We start from the raw sequence: 20,829 nt of genomic DNA on the forward strand, positions 1-20,829 counted from the left end.
GCCTGCCCGACGCGGGACCGGCCCCGCCCGTCGCCGTCCCGCGCACTTCCCGCGCAACCCTGTCGAAGAGGTGTGAGTCTTCTTGTCCGCCAGCGAACTGACCACCGTGGACGACGCGCTCCGGTATTGGCGCGACCGGCTGACCCCGGCCGCGCCGGAGATCGCACTACCCTCCGACGGGCCGGAACGGGAACTCACCGAGGACATCGACGAGAACCTCGGCGGACACCGGCGGGCGCTGCCCGCCACCCTGGCCGAGTTGGTGACCGAACACGCGCGGCGGGCCGGCGCGAGCGTGGACGACGTGGTACTCGCCGGGTTCGCGGCCCTGCTCGCCCGCTACGGCAACGGCACCGACCTGGTGCTGACCGCCGGAGACCTGCCGCTGCGGCTCGACCTGCACGGCGACCCCGGCCTCGGGGACCTGGTCGCCCGGGTCACCGCCGCGCGGGTCGAGGCGTCGGCGTACGCGCTGCCGCTGCCGGCGATCGCCGCGCACCTGGACCCGGAGCGGAACACCCCGCTCACCAACGTCGGGTACGCAGGCACCCCGGACCCCGGTCTCGACCTGTGGCTCGGTCTCACCGAGTCAGCGGGCACGTTCACGCTGGACCTGCGGCACTCCGGCCGGGCGCTGACCGGGGCGGGTGCCGAACGGCTGCTCGGCCACCTGGAGCGGCTGCTCACCGACGGGCTGAGCCGGCCGGGCCACCCGTTCGGCCGCCTCGACCTGCTCGACCGGGACGAACGTGACCTGATGGTCGAGCAGTGGAACGACACCGCCATCTCCAACCCGTCGACACCGCTGCCGGAGCTGTTCGAGGCGTGGGTCCGGCGCACCCCGGACGCGGTGGCGCTGGTGCTGGACCGGACCGAGCTGACGTACCGGGAACTGAACGTTGCGGCCAACCGGCTCGCCCACCGGCTGATCGCCGCCGGGGTCGGTCCGGAGCGCCTGGTCGCGTTGGCGCTGCCCCGTTCGGTCGACCTGTTCGTGGCCGAACTTGCCGTACTCAAGGCCGGCGGGGCGTACCTGCCGCTGGACGTCGACTACCCGGCCGAGCGGATCGGGTACATGCTCGCCGACGCCGCGCCGATCTGCCTGCTGACCACGGTCGAGCTGGCCGGGGACGTACCCGAGCGCCCCGGCACCGCCCGGCTGCTGGTCGACGAGCCGGATCTCGCCGACCAGATCGCCGCCTGCCCCGACACCGACCCGACCGACCGGGACCGGACCGCGCCGCTGAGCGTGCTGAACACCGCGTACGTCATCTACACCTCCGGGTCCACCGGTCGTCCGAAGGGCGTGGTCCTCTCCCACACCGGCGTGGCGAAGCTGCTCGCCACCCAGACGCAACGCTTCGGCATCGGCCCGCACAGCCGGATCCTCCAGTTCGCGTCGCCCAGCTTCGACGTGGCGTTCTGGGACCTGTGCCTGGCCCTGCTCTCCGGTGGCCGGCTGGTGGTCGTCCCCACCGAACTGCGGCTGCCCACCGCCGAACTCGCCGACTACGCCCACCAGCACGGCGTCACCTTCATGATCCTGCCGCCGGCCCTGCTGGCCGCGCTGCCGCCGCAGGTCGAACTGCCCGAGGGCGCGACCCTGCTCGCCGGCACCGAACGTGTCTCCGCCGAACTCGTCGCCCGGTACGCCGGACGGCAGCGGATGTTCAACGCGTACGGGCCGACCGAGGCGACCGTCAACTCCACCCTGGGCCACTGCACCCCGACCACCCGCCCCGGTTCCTCGGTCCCGATCGGCCGACCCGACCCCGGCACCCGCGCGTACGTCCTCGACCCGTTCCTGCGCCCGGCTCCGGTCGGGGTGATCGGTGAGCTGTACCTCGGCGGTTCCGGACTCGCCCGGGGTTACCTCGGCCGGCCGGCGCTGACCGCCCAGCGGTTCGTCGCCGACCCGTACGGCGAGCCGGGGCAGCGGCTCTACCGGACCGGTGACCTGGTCCGGTGGCGCGCCGACGGTCAACTGGACTTCGTCGGCCGCGCCGACGACCAGGTGAAGATCAGGGGTTACCGGATCGAGCTCGGCGAGGTCGAGTCGGCGCTGGCCCGCGATCCCGACGTGACCCAGGTGGTCGCCACCGTCCGCGAGGACCAACCGGGCGAGCGCCGCCTGGTCGCGTACGTCGTGCCGGCCAGCGGTGACCAGCCCGCGCAGGGCAGCGGTGAACACCAGGTCGCCCAGTGGAAGGACCTGCACGAACTGCTCTACACCGCCGGTACGACCGAACCGGCGGCGGAGAACTTCACCGGCTGGAACAGCAGCTACGACGGCCAGCCCATCCCGCTGCCGCAGATGCGGGCCTGGCGGGACGCCACCGTCGCCCGGATCGCCGCGCTGCGACCGGAGCGGATCCTCGAGATCGGGGTCGGCAGCGGGCTGCTCCTGTCCGGTCTCGCCCCCGGCTGCGCCGACTACTGGGGCACCGACCTGTCCGAGCAGGCGATCGACTCGCTGCGCCGGCAGGTCGACCGGGACCCCGACCTCGCCGCCCGGGTCACCCTCCGGGCACAGCCGGCGCACCGCTTCGACGGGCTGCCGACCGGCTACTTCGACACCGTCGTCGTCAACTCGGTGGCGCAGTACTTCCCCGACGCCGACTACCTCGCCGACGTACTGCGTCGCGCGGTGGACCTCGTCGTACCCGGCGGCCGGGTCTTCGTCGGCGACGTCCGCAACCTGCGCCTGCTGCCCTGCTTCCGGGCCGCGATCCAGGTCGGGCGCCGACCCGCCGGGCTCGACACCACCGGTCTCGACGAGGCCCGGACCGCGATGGAGCAGGACCTCGCCTGGGAGGGCGAACTCCTGCTCGACCCGGAGTTCTTCCCCGCACTCGCCCGCGAGCTGCCCGAGGTCGACGGCACCGACCTGTGGGTCAAGCGCGGCGACGACCACAACGAACTGACCCGCTACCGGTACGACGTCGTGCTCCGCCGCCGTGCTGACGGCCCCGCCGCACCGGCGTCCGGCGGAGGCGAGCCACCGGCGTACCCGTGGGGGACCGGGATCGCGGACCTCGACGCGCTCGCGGACCTGCTCGCGGGCGGGCGTCCGGCGTCGCTGCGGCTCACCGCCGTGCCGAACGCGCGACTGACCGTGGACCTCGCCGCCGCCCACGCCCTGGCTGGCGACCCGGCACCGGCGCCCGATCCGGTGGACCCGGAGGCCCTGCACCGCCTCGGCGACCGGCTCGGGTACGCGGTCGCGATCACCTGGGCCCCGGACGCCACCGACGGCAGCCTCGACGTCCTGTTCACCGCCGACTCCGGGTCCACCGACCCCGTCGTGGCCTACCGCGCCACCTCGTCCGGTCCCCGAAGCCCCGAGCACGGCAACCACCCGGTCCGCTTCCGTGACATCCCGACCCTGCTGCGGCGGCTGCGCGAACAGGCCCGCGCCTGGCTGCCGGAGTACATGGTGCCGGCCGCCATCGTGCCGCTGCACCGGCTTCCGGTCACCGGCAGCGGCAAGCTCGACCGGGCCGCGCTGCCCGTCCCCGACCGGGGCGCGCTCAGCACCGGCGTGCGCCCGCGCAGCGCCCGCGAGGAACTGCTCTGCACCCTCTACGCCGAGGTCCTCGACCTGCCCACGGTCGGCATCGACGACGACTTCTTCGCCCTCGGCGGGGACAGCATCGTCGCCATCCAACTGGTCATCCGCGCCCGGCAGGCCGGTCTGGCGGTCACCCTCCGGCAGGTGTTCGTCAGCCGTACGGTCGCCGAACTCGCCCCGCTCGCCGTGCCCGCCACCGACGCACCCGCGACCGCACCGCTCCCGCCGGTGCTCGACCCGGACGCCACCGCCCAACTCGCCGCCGACCTGCCCGGGCTGGTCGAGGCGCTGCCGGTCACCCCGATGCAGGAGGGCTTCTACTTCCACGCCCTCGCCGACGGCACCGGCACCGACGCGTACCTCGTGCAGCTCATCGTCGACCTCGACGGACCGCTCGACCCGGTCGCGCTGCGCCGCGCCGGACAGCGGATGCTCGACCGGCACGCGCCCCTGCGGGCCGGGTTCCGGCTCGCCCCCGACGGCCGGCTGATCCAGGCCGTGGTGATCGGTGTCGACCTCCCCTGGCGGACCGTCGACCTGTCCGGGCTCGACGAGTCCGGGCAGCGCGACCGGCTCGCCGCCGAAACCGACAGCGAGCGGGCCCGCCCGTTCGACCTGGGCCGACCGCCGCTGCTGCGGGCGTTGCTGCTGCGTCGCGACGACAATCGGCACTGGCTGGTGCTCCAGTTCCCGCACATCGTCGCCGACGGCTGGTCGGTGCCGGTCCTCCTGCGCGACCTGCTCGCCCTCTACGGGCCCGCCGACACCGCACCGCAACTGCCGGCGGTCACGCCGTACCGGGACCATCTCGCCTGGCTCGCCCGGCAGGACCGGAACGCCGCCCGCACCGCCTGGGCACAGGCACTGTCCGGGGTGGACGAGCCGACCCGGCTGGTCCCGGCGGCCGGCAGCGACGAGCCGGCCCGCCCCGGCGAGGTACGCATCGCGCTGCCCGAGCCGACCACCGCCGGCCTCGGCGCCCGCGCCCGGGAGCAGGGCATCACCCTCGGGGTCCTGCTCCAGGGCGCCTGGGGCATCCTGCTCGGCCACCTCACCGGACGCCGTGACGTGCTGTTCGGCACCACCGTCAGCGGCCGGGCGGCCGACCTCGACGGCATCGGCGACCTGGTCGGGCTGCTCATCAACACCCTGCCGATCCGGGCCCGTTGGCGGCCGGAGGAGCCGCTGGCCGACGTGTTCGCCCGGCTGCACGGCGAGCAGTCGGACCTGCTCGACCACCAGCACCTCGGGCTGGCCGAACTGCACCGGATCGCCGGCCTGAACGAACTGTTCGACACCCTGGTGGTGCTGGAGAACTACCCCGACCCGGCGGACCTGCGCGACCCGAGCGGCAACCTCGCCGTCGCCGGGACCGACTACCGGGACGCGGGGCACTATCCGCTCGCCCTGATCGTCGTCCCCGGCGACCGGCTGGAACTGCGGTTCAAGCACGACGCGGCACGGCTGGACCGGGCCGCCGTACACCGGATCGCGGGCTGGTTGACCCGGCTGCTGGAACAGGTCGTCGACGATCCGTACCGTCCCGTCGGACGGGTCGACCTGCTCTCCGCCACCGAGCGGCAGGATCTCCTGGCCCGCCTCGCCGGCCCCGACCACGTCGGTGCGCTGCCCGGCCCCGACCACGTAGGTGCTGCCACCACGCTTGTCGACGCGATCGAGGCGCAGGTGGCGCGGACGCCGTACGCGCCCGCCCTGGTGTCCGACGACGGCACCCTGAGCTACACCGAACTCGACGCCCGTGCCGCGGCGCTCGCCGCCCAACTGGTGGCCCGGGGGGCCGGACCGGAGCAGGTCGTCGCCGTCGCCGTGCCCCGCTCGGCCGAACTGGTGGTGGCCCTGCTCGGTGTGCTCAAGGCCGGTGCCGCGTACCTGCCGTTGGACGTGGACCACCCGGCGGACCGGTTGGCGTACCTGCTCGCCGACTCCGGCGTACGGACGGTGGTCACCACCGCCTCCGCCGCACCCCTGCTGCCCGCCGCCGGCCTCGACCTCCTCGTCCTGGGCGAAGCCGCCGGCAGTGGCCTCGCGGCAGACGACAACAAGGCGTCCTTCGTCGACCCGCGGCATCCGGCCTACCTGCTCTACACCTCCGGGTCCACCGGGCAGCCGAAGGGTGTGCTGGTACCGCACTCGGCGATCGCCAGCCAGCTCGCCTGGGTCCAGGAGCGGTTCCGGCTCACCGCCGACGATCGCGTGCTGCACCACCTGTCGGCGAGCTTCGACCCGGCGGCGCTGGAGATCTTCTGGCCGTTGACCGCCGGCGCCGCCGTGGTGCTCACCGCACCGGACGCCACCGGCGACCCGGCCCGGCTGGCCGAGGCGGTCCGCCGGCACCAGGTCAGCACGCTGGTTGTCGTCTCCTCGATGCTGGCCGCGTTCGCCGACGCGGTCGAGGTCGGCGGCGACGACCGGGCGGTCGGCACGCTGCGCCGCGTACTTGCCGGCGGCGACGCGCTCGGCGACACCGTCGCACGCCGCTGGCAGGACCTGACCGGGGTGCCGGTGCACAACGTGTACGGTCCGACCGAGGCGACGATCCAGGTCACCTGCGCCGACCCGGTCGACGGGCACACCGGTCCGGGTACCGGGGGAACCGTGCCGATCGGCCGCGCGGTGGCCGGCACCCGGCTCTACGTACTCGACGAGGGACTGCGTCCGGTGCCGTCGGGTGTGCCCGGTGAGCTCTACGTCGCCGGGGTGCAACTCGCCCGTGGTTACCTCGGCCGGGCGGCCCTGACCGCACACCGGTTCGTCGCCGACCCGTACGGGCCGGCGGGGGAGCGGATGTACCGCACCGGCGACCTGGTCCGGTCCGCCGCCGACGGCACCCTCGAGTACCTCGGGCGGACCGACCGGCAGGTGAAGATCCGGGGCCACCGGGTGGAACTGGGCGAGATCGAGGCACGGCTCGCCGGGCTGCCCGAGGTGGCGGCGTCGGCGGTGGTCGCCCGGACCGGAGCCGCCGGGACGACCCGACTGCTCGGTTACGTGATGGCCCGGCCGGGCACCACGATCGACCCGGACCTTCTGTTGGCCGGGCTCGCCGCGACCCTGCCCGCACCGCTGGTGCCGGCCTCGGTGCTGGTGCTGGACACCCTGCCGCGTACGCCGAGCGGCAAGCTCGATCTCGACGCGCTGCCGGAACCGCAACCCGTACGGGTCGCCGGCCGGGCGCCGCGTACCGCACGGGAGCGGCTGTTCTGCGAGATTTTCGCGTCCGTACTCGGGCTGCCCGAGGTTGGCCCAGACGACGACTTCTTCGTGCTCGGCGGGGACAGCATCCAGTCCATCGGGGTGTCGAACCGGGCCCACGTGCATGACATCCCGATCAGCCCCCGCGACGTGTTCACCCACCGCACCCCGGCCCACCTGGCGGAACTGGCCGGACCGGAACCCGTCGCCCCGGCCCCGGCTCCAGCGCCGGCTAGCCCGGAGCCGGAGCAGGTCTCGGACCGGTACGGGGACCTGCCGCCCACCCCGGCGGTACACCGCCTGCGGGAGAGCGGACTGCCCGTCAGCGGGGCGGGAACGGCGGTGCTCGCCCGTACCCCCGCCGGAACGACCACGACGCAGGTCCGCGCCGTCCTCGCGGCCCTGCTGGACCGGCACGACGGGCTGCGCCAGCGGCTGACCCGGATCGGCTCGCTGCTCTGGACGCTGCAGATCGCCCCGACCGGCGTGCCCACGACGGACGACATCGCGCTGACCGTCGTCACCGCAACGCCGACCCCCGACCCGGCACAGTCGAACGAACAGGTGCACGCGGCGGTACGGGCGGCGCTCGGGCGACTCGACCCGGAGGCCGGCGCCGTGTTCGACGCCGTCTGGTTCGACGACGGTCCGGACCGGCCGGGCCGGCTCCTGCTGGCCGCGCACCGGTTGGCGGTGGACGAGGCGTCCTGGCCGATCCTCCTGGCCGACCTTTCCGACCTGCTGGACGCGGCCCGGCTCGACCCCGCGACGGCGGCCCGCGCGCTCGACGCGGCTCCGGTGCACACCCCCCTGCGCGGACACGTCCGTTCCCTCGGCGAGCAGGCCCAGCACCCGGACCGGCTGACCGAGCTGACACACTGGGCGCAGACCCTCGCACCCGGCGCGGACCCGCTGACCCGGCCACTGCCGGCGGGCGCGGACCCGGCGGCCCGGTCCACCACCGACCTCGACCTCGACGTCATCGCCGACGACAACCCGGTCGACGTGCTCCTCGCCGCCCTGCGGGTCGCGGTGACCCGGTGGCGGCAGCGCCACGGTCGGGACACGGGTGACCTGCTGGTCGACGTCGTGGCCCCCGGCCGTACCGCGACCGGTCACGACCTGTCCCGTACGGTCGGACCCCTCGGCCGGGTGCATCCCGTACGCCTGCCCGCCTCGACCGATCCCGCCGACGCGCTCGCCGAGGTGGCCCGCCGACGCGACGCCGTACCGGACCACGGCTCCGGGTACGACCTGCTGCGTCACCTCAACCCGCAGGCCGCCCCGATCCTCGCGCAGGTGGCCCGCCCGTCGGTGCTCGTGGACTACGCGGACGCCCTGTCCGGCGCGGAGTGGCTGACCACCCCGACCGCCCACCCGCACCCGTTGCAGATCACCGTCCGGGGCGGGGCCACCACCCCGACCGCCACCTGGACCTGGGCCACGGCCGCCTGGGACGAGTCGGACGTACGCGAACTCACCGACGACTGGCTCGCCGCGCTGGCCGAACTGACCGCACCCACCCCCGACCCGGACTCCCTGCCCACCATCGAACCGGCGGAGCTGGACCTGGTCCGGGAGCGGAGCCCGTGGCCGGTTTCCGAGGTGTGGCCGCTGTCGCCGTTGCAGGAGGGGTTGTTCTTCCACGCCAGCTACGACCAGGGTGAGATCGACGTCTACACCGCGCAGGTCGCGTTCGACGTGGCGTACCGGATGGACGCCGACCGGCTGCGCGCCGCCTGCGTGACCCTGCTGTCCCGCAACCCCGGCCTGCGGGCCGGTTTCACCGGCGACGGGCTGACCGCCCCGGTCCAGTTCGTCACCACCGACCCGCCACCGCCACTGACCGTGGTCGACCTCTCCACGGTGTCCGGCCCCGACCGGGCGGCGCGGATCGAGGCACTGCTCGCCGACGACCGGACCCGACGGTTCGACCTGGCCCGGCCGCCGCTGTTCCGGCTGCTCCTGCTCCGCCTCGCCGACGGCACCGACCGGCTGGTCATCACCCACCACGTGCTGCTCTGGGACGGCTGGTCGGCCGCGATCGTGCTCGACCAGCTCCTCGCCCTGTACGCCACCGGCGGCGACGACACCGACCTGCCGCCGGCCGGCTCGTACCGGGACTACCTGGTCTGGTTGACCGAACAGGACCGGGACGCGGGCCTGGCCGCGTGGCAGGCCGAGTTCGCCGACCTGGCCGAGCCGACCCTGGTCGCGCCGGTCGACCGGGCCCGCCGGCCGGTTCTGCCGCAGCGTCGCCGGGCCGAGCTGTCCGAGGTGGTGACCGACCGGATCCGCGTCGCCGCCAGGGAGCAGGGGGTCACCCTCAACACGGTCCTCAACGCCGCGTGGGCGCTGGCGCTATCGAACGCGGTCGGGCGTACCGACGTCGTGTTCGGCGCCACCGTCGCCGGGCGGCCGGCGGAGATCCCGCACGTCGGGAACGCGGTCGGCCTGTTCCTCAACACCGTGCCGGTACGGGTCGCCCTCGACCCGACCGAGCGGGTCGGTGACCTGCTGCGCCGGATCCAGGCGTCCCGGACCGCGCTGATGGCCCACGAGTACCTGGGTCTCGGCGAGGTGCAGCGCGGCAGCGGGCACGCCCAGCTCTTCGACACCCTCTTCGCGCTGCAACAGGTCGGCGGTGGGGAGGAGAGCGCACACCGGCACGGGTTGACCGAGGTCGGCAGCGTGGACGCCACCCACTACCCGCTGACCCTGGTGGTCGCACCGGGCCGGACCGTACGGGCGACGCTGGCGTACCGGGACGACGCGATCGCCGCCTCCACCGCGGCGACCCTGCTGGACCGGTTCACCACCGCGCTGGAGCGGCTCGCCGGTGACCCGGACCGACCGGTCGGCCGGCTGGACGTTCTTCCGGCGGCGCAACGGGCGGCGGTGGCGGTCCGGGCCCGGGCGACGGCGCGACCGTTGCCGAACGAGACGGTCGCCGACCTGCTCGGGGCGCAGGCCCGGCGTACGCCGGACGAGACCGCACTGGTCTTCGGCGAGTCCCGGCTGACCTACGCCGAACTGGACGCGCGGGTGAACCGGCTGGCCCGGCTGCTGCTGGCCCGGGGCGCAGGCCCGGAGCGGGTGGTGGCGCTCGCCCTGCCCCGCTCGGCGGACATGGTGGCGGCACTGTTCGCGGTGCTCCGTACGGGGGCGGCGTACCTGCCGCTGGAACTGGACCACCCGGCCGAGCGGCTGGCGCACATGGTCACCGACGCGTCCCCGGTCTGCGTGCTCACCACGACCGCCGTGGCGACCCGACTGCCGGTCCCCGGCATCGTCGCCCTCGACGATCCGGCGGTCGCCGCCGAACTCGACGCGCTGCCGCCGACTTCGATCACCGACGCGGAGCACCCCGAGTTCGCCAGCACCCGTGCCGACCGGCTCGAACACCCCGCGTACGTCATCTACACCTCCGGCTCCACCGGGCGCCCCAAGGGTGTTGTCACGCCCTACCGGGGGCTGACCAACATGCAGCTCAACCACCAGGAGGCCATCTTCGGCCCGACGGTGGCATCGGCCGGCGGGCGGCGACTGCGGATCGCACACACCGTCTCGTTCGCCTTCGACATGTCCTGGGAGGAACTGCTCTGGCTGGTCGAGGGGCACGAGGTGCACGTCTGCGACGAGGACCTGCGCCGCGACGCGGAGGCCCTGGTGGCGTACTGCGACCGGCACCGGATCGACGTGGTCAACGTGACCCCGACGTACGCCGACCACCTGATCTCCGAGGGGCTGCTCCGGCACGACCCGGCGGCCGGACGGCACCGCCCGGTGCTGGTCCTGCTCGGCGGTGAGGCCGTCTCCGAGCAGGTGTGGAGCAGTCTGCGCGACACCGAGGGCACCCTCGGCTACAACCTGTACGGCCCGACCGAGTACACCATCAACACCCTCGGCGGCGGCACCGAGGACAGTGCCACCCCGACGGTCGGGCGGGAGATCTGGAACACCCACGCCCACCTGCTCGACCCCTGGCTGCGTCCGGTGCCCGACGGCTGCCCCGGTGAGCTGTACATCGGCGGCGCCGGGCTGGCCCGGGGTTACCTCGGCGCGCCGGGGCTGACCGCGTCGCGGTTCGTCGCGGACCCGTTCGGTGCCCCCGGTGACCGCCTCTACCGGACCGGTGACCTGGCCCGCCGCCGCCCCGACGGCAACCTCGACTTCCTCGGCCGGACCGACGACCAGGTCAAGATCCGGGGCTACCGGGTGGAACTCGGCGAGATCGAGTCGGTGCTGGCCGAGCATCCCGAGGTGGCCCGCGCCGCGGTGATCGCCAGGGAGGGCGCGTCCGGCGCCGGCCGGCGCCTGATCGGGTACGTCGTACCGGTCGCCGGTGTCGATGCCGGCAACGAGCGCGAGCACCTGGCCGAGTGGCAGCAGATCTACCACGACGAGTACAACACGATCGGCACCGCCGTGGCCGAAGAGGACTTCGCCGGCTGGGACAGCAGCTACGACGGCCAGCCGATCCCGCTCGACGACATGCGGGAGTGGCGGGAGGCGACGGTCGCCCGGATCCGGGAGCTGCGTCCCCGCCGGGTGCTGGAGATCGGGGTCGGCACCGGGCTGCTGCTGTCCCGGCTCGCCCCGGAGTGCGAGACGTACTGGGGTACCGACTTCGCCGGTCCGGTGATCGAGAAACTGCGGGCCGACATCGCCGACCTGCCGGATCTCGCCGGCCGGGTCGAGTTGCGCCACCAGCCCGCGGACGTGCTCGACGGGCTTCCCCGCGACTATTTCGACACCATCGTGATCAACTCGGTGGTGCAGTACTTCCCCAGCGTCGAGTACCTGGTCGAGGTGCTGGCCGGAGCGGTCGACCTGCTGGTACCCGGCGGTTCGCTGTTCGTCGGCGACGTACGCAACCTGCGCCTGGCCCGGACGTTCCACGCGGCCGTGCAGGCGACCCGCTCCGGGGCGGGGGCCGACCCGGACCGGCTGCGCCGGGCGGTCGAGCGCAGCGTCCTGCTGGAGAAGGAACTGCTGGTCGACCCGGACCTGTTCACGTCCCTGCCGGCGACCTGGGCGCAGACCACCCCGGTCGCGGTGACCGTACGGACGAAGCGGGGCCACCGGCACAACGAGCTGACCCGGCACCGGTACGACGCCGTCCTGCGCCGCCTCGACACCCCGTCCACCGCCGACCTGCTCTCCCTGGCGGAGGTGCCCACCATCCGCTGGGGCGATGACACCGCCGACCTGGGCGCACTGGGCGACCACCTGACGCGGCGCCGACCGGACCGGTTGCGGGTGGAGCGCGTACCCAATGCCCGGCTCGCCGCCGAACAGGCGGTGCTGCGGGGGCTCGACCCGGACCGGGCCGACGCCGCCGGCACACCGACGGCGGCCCCGGTGGAACCGGAGGACCTGCACGAACTGGGGGAGCGGCTCGGTTACCTGGTCTTCACCACCTGGTCGCCGGTCTCCGACGGCAGCCTCGACGCGCTGTTCGTGGCGCCGGACCTGCTCACCACCGGTGAGCTGCCGGTCGACCTGTGCCGGCCGCTGCGGGCGGCGGCGACACCGGCCGACTGCGCCAACCGGCCGGCCGTCGCCCGGGGCGTGGCCGCGCTCACCGCCCGGTTGCGCGAGCACCTCAAGCTCCGGTTGCCCGACTACATGGTGCCGGCCGCCCTGGTCACCCTCTCCGCGCTGCCGCTGACCGTGAACGGCAAGCTCAACGTACGGGCGCTGCCGGACGCCGAGCCGACCGGTTCCGTCGGTGGCGACCAGGCCCCGACCACCGAGCAGGAGAAGCAGCTCTGCCAGCTCTTCGCCGACGTGCTGGGCCTGCCCGCCGTCGGGGTCCGGGACAGCTTCTTCGACCTCGGCGGGCACTCCCTGCTCGCCACCCGGCTGATCGGCCGGGCCCGTAGCGTGCTCGGCGCGGAACTGTCCATCCGGGACCTGTTCGAGGCACCCACCGTCGCCGAGCTGACCGCCCGGCTCGCCCCGGAGACCGCTGTCGCCGCCCGCCCGGCCCTGGTGCCGGTGGACCGGCCGGACCCGCTGCCGGCCGCGTACGCGCAGCAGCGGCTCTGGGTCATCCAGCAGCTCGACCCGGACTCCCCGGCGTACAACTTCCCGCTGGTGGCGAGGTTGCGCGGGGCACTGGACGAGGTCGCCTTCACCGCCGCGATCCGCGACGTCATGCTCCGCCACGAGGCCCTGCGTACGCTCATCGTCGAGCACGACGGGCTGCCGACGCAGCGGGTCGTCGCCCCCGCCGACGCCCACCCCGTTGTGCGTACGGTGGCCGTCGACCGGGCCGACCTCGCCGAGGTCATCCGCACCGCCGCGTCCCGCCCGTTCGACCTCGCCACCGAGCTGCCGTTGCGGGTCACCCTCGCCCGGCTCACCCCGGACGAGCACGTCGTGGTGTTCCTGCTGCACCACATCACCACCGACGAGTGGTCCGACGGTCCGTTCCTGCGTGACCTCGGCGTCGCGTACGCGGCCCGCACCGGCGGCACCGCACCGAACTGGGCGCCGCTGCCGGTGCAGTACGCCGACTACACGCTCTGGCAGCGGGAACTGCTCGGCGACCCGGACGCGCCGGACAGTCTCGCCGCCCGCCAGCTCGACTTCTGGCGGGAGACCCTGCGCGACGTACCGCAGCGGATCGAGTTGCCGACCGACCGGGCACCCCGACCGGGGCAGCCGCGCCGGGCCGGCGGTGAGACGACCGTCGAGCTGGACCCGGCGGCCGTACGCGCCCTGCGCCGGCTCGCCCAGGCCAGCGGTGCCAGCATGTTCATGGTCGGACAGGCCGCGGTGGCGGCGCTCCTGCACCGGCTCGGGGCGGGTACCGACATCCCGCTCGGCGCCCCGATCGCCGGCCGCACCGACGAGGCGCTCGACGACCTGATCGGGTTCTTCGTCAACACGCTGGTGCTGCGTACCGACGTGGCCGGTGACCCGAGCTTCACCGAGTTGCTGGGCCGGGTCCGGACCGCCGACCTGGCCGCGTTCTCGAACCAGGACGTGCCGTTCGAGGCCGTGGTCCGGGCGTTGAACCCGGATCGGTCGGTCACCGACAACCCGCTGTTCCAGGTGATGGTGGTCTACCGCAACCGGACCTCCGACCGGCTGGAACTCGGCGGGCTGGAGGCCACACCGGAGCCGTACGCGGCCGGCGCCGCCCGGTTCGACCTGGTGTTCGCCTTCGGCGAGCGGGCCGACGAGGACTCGATCGAGGTGCTGCTCGAATACCGGGCCGACCTGTTCGACGCCGACACGGTCCGGGCCATCGGCCGGCGGCTGAGCCGGTTGATCGAGGCTGTCGCCGCCGACCCGGAGGCTCCGGTGAGCCGGGTCGACCTGCTCGACGACACCGAGCGGCGCCGGGTGCTGCACGAGTTCAACAGCACCGACCGGCAGGTGGACGAGGGCACGGTGCCGGAACTGTTCGCCGCCCGGGTGGCGCAGCGGCCGGAGGCGGTCGCCGTCGTCGACACGGCCGGCGAGCTGACGTACGCCCAACTCGACGCCCGGTCGAACCGGATCGCCCGGCTGCTGGCCGCACGCGGGGTCCGGGCCGGTGACGTGGTCGGACTGGCCGTGCCCCGGTCGCGGGAGATGGTCGCGGCGATCCTCGGGGTGCTCAAGCTCGGCGCGGCGTACCTGCCGCTGGAGCTGACCCTGCCGGCCGACCGGCTCGACTACCTGCTCACCGACAGCGGCACCCGGCTGGTGCTGGTCACCGCCGAGGCGGGGGACCGATTGCCGGAACGCGCCGGGGTGGACCGGATCGGCCTGGACGCCCCGGAAACCCTCGCGGAGCTGGCCGGACTGGCCGACGACGCGTGGGATCCCGGACAGACCCGGATCCCACCGGGGCTGGACCACGCCGCGTACGTCATCTACACGTCGGGTTCGACCGGCCGGCCGAAGGGCGTGGTGGTCAGCCACGAGGGCATCGGCAGCCTGATCGCCACCGCAGTGGACCGGATGGGTGTCACCGCCGACAGCAGGGTGTCGCAGTTCGCCTCCGTCGGCTTCGACGTGGCCGTGTTCGACCTGGTCATGTCGTTGTGCGTGGGTGGGCGACTGGTGCTCATCCCGGACGAGGCGCGGGTCGCCGACCACCCGCTGACCGACTTCCTGCACCACCACGGCGTCACCCACATGATCCTGCCGCCGTCGCTGCTGTCGGCACTGCCCGCCGACTGCGCGCTGCCCGACGGCGGCACCGTCCTGGTCGGTACGGAGACCGTGCCACCGGACCTGATCCGGCGGCTCGCCAGGCGGCAACGCGTCTTCGGCGCGTACGGGCTGACCGAGGCGACCGTCAACTCCACCCTCTGGGCGGCGCAGCCGGACTGGGACGCGGCCGTACCGATCGGCCGCCCCGACCCGAACACCCGGACGTACGTGCTGGACGCGAACCTGCGCCCGGTTCCGCCCGGCGTCGTCGGCGAGCTGTACGTCGCCGGCCGTGGCCTGGCCCGCGGTTACCTGGGCCGGTCCGCGCTCACCGCCGAGCGGTTCGTCGCCTCTCCGTTCGGCCCGCCCGGGGCCAGGATGTACCGCACCGGCGACCGGGCCCGCTGGCGCGCCGACGGCAACCTCGACTTCCTCGGTCGGGTCGACGACCAGGTGAAGATCCGGGGCTTCCGGATCGAGCTGGGCGAGATCGAGGCGGCATTGGCGGGTCACCCGGACCTGACCCAGGCGGCGGTGGTCGCCGACCGGGCCGGCAGTGTGGTGCGGCTGGTCGCGTACGTGGTGCCCGACCCGGCACGCGCGACCGTCCCGGACCCGGCGGTGCTCCGGGCGTACGTGGGAGACCTGCTGCCGGAGTACATGGTGCCGGCGGCGGTGGTGGTGCTCGACGGCCCGTTGCCGCTGACCGCGAACGGCAAGCTCGACCGGCGGGCCCTGCCCGCACCGGACTTCGCCGCGACCGGCGGCGGACGCGCGCCGGCCACCGCCCGCGAGGAGGTGTTCTGCCGGCTCGTCGCCGACCTGCTGCACCTGCCCCGGGTCGGCGCCGACGACGACTTCTTCGCCCTCGGCGGGGACAGCATCGTCGCGATCCAACTCGTCAGCCGGGCCCGCCGCGAGGGTTTCGGCATCCGTCCGGCGGCGGTGTTCCAGGCCCGTACCCCGGCGGGTCTGGCCCGGGCCGCCCACGACCTGGCCCCGGCCGCGGTGCTGGCACCCAGCGCGCTGCTCGACCTGGATCCGGCCGAGCGGGCCGAGGTCGCCGCCCTCGACCCGGCCCCGGTGGAGCTGCTGCCGCTGACCCCGTTGCAGGCGGGGCTGCTCTTCCACGCCTCGCTGGACGCCGACGGGCCGGACGTCTACACCGTCCAGACCTGGTTCGAGCTGGACGGCCCGGTGGACCCGGACCGGCTGCGCCGCGCCGGGCAGGCCCTGCTGGACCGGCACCCGAACCTGCGCGCCGGCTTCCGCTACCTGGGGTCGGGCCGACCGGTGGCCGTCGTGCCGGCGAACGCCCCGGTCCCGTGGACCGAACATGACCTGACCGGCTCGGACGAGCTGGCCGCCGAGGACGCCTGGCAGCAACTGCTCGGCGAGCAGGCGGCCAGGTTCGACCCGGCCCGCCCGCCGCTGCTGCGGCTGCTGCTGGCCCGGTTCGGCGCCGACCGGCACCGGCTCCTCCTCACCCACCAGCACCTGCTCCTGGACGGGTGGTCCGGGCCGCCGCTGGTCGAGGAACTGTCCACCCTGTACGCCGCCGACGCCGACCCGAGCGCCCTCGCCCCGGCGGTACCGTTCCGGGACTACCTGGGCTGGCTCGCCGGCCAGGACCGGGACGCCGCCCGTACGGCCTGGGCGGCGGAACTCGCCGGGCTGACCGAGCCGACCCTGCTCGCCCCGGCGGAGCCGACCCGGCTGCCGATCGCCCCCCGCCTGCACGAGGCGGTCCTGCCGGAACCGGTGACCACGGCGCTGACCGTGCTCGCCCGGCGCCGGGGCCTGACCCTCGGTGCCGTGGTGCACGCCGCCTGGGGCGTCGCCCTCGGCCAACTCACCGGTCGGCACGACGTCGTCTTCGGCGCCACCGTGTCCGGACGCCCGGCCGACCTGCCCGGCATGGAGGCGATGATCGGACTGTTCATCACCACCGTCCCGGTACGGGTGCACTGCGCCCCGGCCGACCCGCTCGGTACGGTGCTGGACCGGGTCTGGACGGCCCAGTCCCGGCTGGTCGAACACGAACACCTGGGGCTGGCCGAGATCCAGCGGTCGGCCGGCATCGGTGAACTCTTCGACACCCTGGTGGTGTTCGAGAACTTCCCCGCCGTACCGGACCTGCCGGAGGCTTCCGGGGACGGGCTGGTGATCAGGCCGACCGGTGGACGGGACGCCACCCACTACCCGCTGACCTGGGCGGTCGCGCCCGGCGCGGAACTGTCCCTGGTCGCCGAGTACCGCCCCGACCTCTTCGACGAGCAGGCGGTACGCCGGTTCGCCGACGCGTTCGTCCGGGTGCTCACCGCGCTCGCCGACGCACCGGACGCTCCGGTCGGCACCATCGACCTGCTGTCCGGTTCCGTACGGGACCGGGTGCTGACCGAGTGGAACGACACGACCCTGCCCGTGCCGGCGGTCACCATGCCGGCCCTGCTCGCCGCGCAGGTGACCGGGTCACCGGACGCGGTGGCGGTGGTCGCGGACGACACCGGTGCCGGCGGGTGGACCTTCGCCGAACTCGACAACCGGGTCAACCGGCTCGCCCGGCTGCTGGTGAGCCGGGGCGCCGGCCCGGAGCGGGTGGTCGCGCTGGCGCTGCCCCGGGGCGCCCGGATGATCACGGCGATCCTCGCCACCCAGCAGGCCGGTGCCGCCTACCTGCCGATCGACGCGGACCTGCCCGCCGACCGGGTCACCATGATGGTCGACGACGCCGACCCCGTGCTGCTGCTCACCACGACCGCGCTCGCCGGGGACCTGCCCCCGACCGGCCGCCCCCACCTGCTGCTCGACACCGACGAGACGGCCGACCTGCTCGCCGGGCAGGCGGGGCACGGGCTCGACGACACCGACCGGCTCGCGCCGCTGCGTCCGGACCACCCGGCGTACGTCATCTACACCTCCGGTTCGACCGGTCGGCCCAAGGGCGTGGTGGTCACCCACCGCAACCTGGTCAACCTGTTCCACAGTCACCGGAGCACGCTGCACCGGCCGGCGGTCGCCGCCACCGGACGGCGGCACCTGCGGGTCGGCCACGCCTGGTCGTTCTCCTTCGACGCCTCCTGGCAGCCGCAGCTCTGGCTCTTCGACGGGCACGCCCTGCACGTCGTGGACGACGAGACCCGGCGCGACCCCGGACGGCTCGCCGCCCGGGTGCGTACGGACGCGCTCGACTTCATCGAGGTCACCCCGGCGCACTTCGCCGCGATGGCGGACGCCGGACTGGTCACCGACGGCCGGTGCGGGCTCGCGGTGGTCGGCGTCGGCGGGGAGGCGGTGCCGCCGGCCCTGTGGCAGACGCTGCGGGAACTGACCGGCACCGAGAGCTACAACCTGTACGGGCCGACCGAGTGCACGGTGGACGCGCTGGTCGGCCGGATCCGGGACAGCGACGTACCGGTGGTGGGTCGTCCGGTGCACAACACCCGCGCGTACGTGCTCGACACGGCGTTGCGGCCGGTCGCGCCCGGGGTGACCGGGGAGCTGTACCTGGCCGGTGCCGGCCTGGCCCGGGGTTACCTGGGCCGCCCCGGACTGACCGCGGAACGGTTCGTCGCCGACCCGTTCGGGGCGCCCGGCAGCCGGATGTACCGGACCGGGGACCTGGCCCGGTGGACCCCGGACGGTCAGCTCGACTACGCCGGGCGGGCCGACGACCAGGTGAAGATCCGGGGGTTCCGGGTCGAGCCGGGTGAGGTCGAGGCCGCCCTGGCCCAACACCCCGCGATCGCCCAGGCAACCGTCGTCGTACGCGAGGACCGGGCCCGGGGCCGGCACCTGGTCGCGTACCTGGTCACCGTGGCCGGTGGGGCGGTGGACCGGGCCGAGATGCGCGGCCACCTCACCGGGCTCCTGCCCGAGTACATGACCCCGGCCGCGTTTGTCGCGCTGCCGCGACTGCCGGTGCTGCCGAACGGGAAACTCGACCGCTCCGCCCTGCCGGTGCCGGAATACCCGGCGACCGAGGGCAGGGCGCCCCGTACGCCGGTGGAGGAGGCACTGCTCGCGGTCGCCGTACGGGCGTTGGCCCGCCCCGAACTCGGGGTCGAGGACGACTTCTTCGCCCTGGGCGGGGACAGCGCCGCCTCGATCCAGTTGGTGGTCCTGGCCCGGCGGGCCGGGCTGGAGGTGCGTCCCCGCGACGTGTTCCGGCTGCGGACCGTCGCGGCGCTGGCCGAGGTCGCGGTCCCGGTGGAGACCGTGGTGCCGCTGACCCCGGTCATGCACTGGCTGCGCGAGCTGACCGGCCCGATCGCCGGGTTCAACCAGTCGGTCGTGCTCCGGGTGCCGGCCAATCTCGGCACCGACCGGCTCGGCCGGGCGCTGGGTACCCTGCTGGACCGGCACGACCTGCTCCGGGCCCGGCTCGACCGGGGGGAGTCCGACGGCGACGAGTGGACCCTGCGGATCCCGTCACCGGGTACGGTCGACGCCCGACCACTGATCTCGCGGGTCGACGTGGCGACGTTGGACGACAACGGTCTTCGGGACGCGGTGGACGAGCAGGCCGGGTTGGCCCGGCAGCGGCTCGACCCGGACCGGGGGGTGCTGGTCCAGGCGGTCTGGTTCGACGCGGGGGACCGGCCGGGCCGGTTGCTGCTGATGATCCACCACCTCGCGGTCGACGGTGTCTCCTGGCGGATCCTGGTGCCCGAACTCGCCACCGCCTGCACCGTCGAACCTCCGGTGTCCGCCGTCGCCGACGAACCGGAGCCGACGACCACACCGTTCGCCCGGTGGGCGGACGTGCTCGCCCAGGCGGCGGTCGACCCCGAGCGGGAGGCGGAGCTGGCGTACTGGGTCGAGGTGATGACCGGCGCCGCGCCGCTGCTGGCACCGGTCGACCCGGCCCGGGACACCGCGACGACCACCCGCGAGGTACGGGTCACGCTCGAACCGGCGGAGGTGTCGCCGCTGCTGACCCGGTTGCCGACCGCCCTCGACGTCACCGTCAACGAGGTGCTGATGACCGGGCTCGCCCTGGCCGTCAACGAGACCTGGCCCGGTGCCGGCGACGGAGGCACCGCCGTCCGGTTCTCGCTCGAGGGACACGGGCGGGAGGAGTCGGCCGTCGACGGCGGGCTGGACCTGTCCCGGACCGTCGGCTGGTTCACCACCGTCTACCCGGTACGCCTGGACCCCGGACCGGTACGCCTGACCGACCCGGCCGCTACGGACGAGAGCCCCCCGCTGGCCGCCGCCGTCACCCGGGTACGGGACCAGTTGCGGGCCCTGCCCGACAACGGGCTCGGGTACGGCCTGCTGCGTTACCTCAACCCGAGGACCGCTCCGACGCTCGCCGCGCTCGGCCTGCCCGACATCCAGGTGAACTACCTGGGCCGGTTCGGGCTGCCGGAGGCGACGGACTGGTCCTTCGCCCCGGAGATGGCGGCCGCGGCGGCCCACTCCTCGGATCCGGGCATGCCGCAGGCGTACGGTCTCAGTGTCACCGTGCACATCGAGGACCGCACCGATGGGCCGTACCTGATCGCTAGCTGGACCTGGCCCGACGCGGTGCTGACCGGACACGCGGTCCGGGACCTGGCCGATACCTGGATCCGGGCGCTGCGGGTGCTCGTCGCGTCCACCGACCCCAACCCGAGGAGAGATCGATGACCAACCCCTTCGAAGACCCGGACGGCACCTACCTGGTGCTGGTCAACGCCGAGAACCAGCACAGCCTCTGGCCGTCGTTCGTGGACGTACCGGCCGGGTGGACCACGGTGCACGGGCCCGGACCCCGGCAGGAGTGCCTGGACTACGTGGAGGCGCACTGGACGGACCTGCGTCCGCAGAGCCTGATCGACGCCATGGGCGCCGACCGGTAGCTCGCGGTCGCCGAAGGGTTGCCCGATCGCGCCGGACGCGTC

General features: G+C 74.2%; 2 protein-coding genes. Both read left to right on the forward strand.

Translation table 11 applies throughout. The annotated features are described in order from the left end of the window. The first annotated feature begins 82 nt into the window (after positions 1 to 82). Positions 83 to 20,575, forward strand: coding sequence for a non-ribosomal peptide synthetase (locus tag OIE47_RS31645; protein ID WP_326558192.1), 20,493 nt, complete (start codon positions 83 to 85; stop codon positions 20,573 to 20,575). Continuing rightward, positions 20,572 to 20,787, forward strand: a complete 216-nt coding sequence (locus tag OIE47_RS31650; RefSeq protein WP_326558193.1) for an MbtH family protein — start codon at positions 20,572 to 20,574, stop codon at positions 20,785 to 20,787. Before OIE47_RS31645 ends, OIE47_RS31650 begins: the two co-directional genes overlap by 4 nt. The last annotated feature ends 42 nt before the right edge of the window (positions 20,788 to 20,829 follow it).

It is taken from the genome of Micromonospora sp. NBC_01796, from assembly GCF_035917455.1.
Classification (GTDB): Bacteria; Actinomycetota; Actinomycetes; order Mycobacteriales; family Micromonosporaceae; genus Micromonospora_G.

What these genes read in the sequence shown, in the direction of transcription:
- OIE47_RS31650 (WP_326558193.1), top strand. Translation starts at nt 20,572, where the DNA reads ATGACCAACCCCTTCGAAGACCCGGACGGCACCTACCTGGTGCTGGTC.